This is a genomic window from Microbacterium sp. ZXX196 (genome assembly GCF_009709595.1).
Classification (GTDB): Bacteria; Actinomycetota; Actinomycetes; order Actinomycetales; family Microbacteriaceae; genus Microbacterium; species Microbacterium excoecariae.
On the sequence record NZ_WMEE01000346.1, the window covers coordinates 1 to 254 of the forward strand.

Genomic DNA, 254 nt, shown 5'->3' on the forward strand with positions numbered 1-254 from the left:
ATATTTTCCGTCTACGTCTGTGGAAAGTCCGTTGACAGTACCTTTTTCAACTACGTTTACACCCGGAAGCACTTCGCCGTTATCGCCTTTAACGACGCCGGATACGGTGATGGCCATGGCAGAAAGTCCATTGGAAACAACCTGTTTCAAATGGTTTGCATGATAATCTTCAACCGAAGATGCAGACATATCTGATTTCCCGGAAAGCGAGGCCGTTACGGTACTGGCAACATTGATCGTCTCGGTTACCGATT

1 protein-coding gene is annotated in these 254 nt (G+C 46.9%); it reads right to left on the bottom strand.

Annotation, left to right across the window (positions count from 1 at the left end; genetic code table 11):
* Positions 1–254: carboxypeptidase-like regulatory domain-containing protein (locus tag GJQ66_RS14330; RefSeq protein WP_230379653.1), on the bottom strand; the 254-nt coding region annotated here is incomplete at both ends.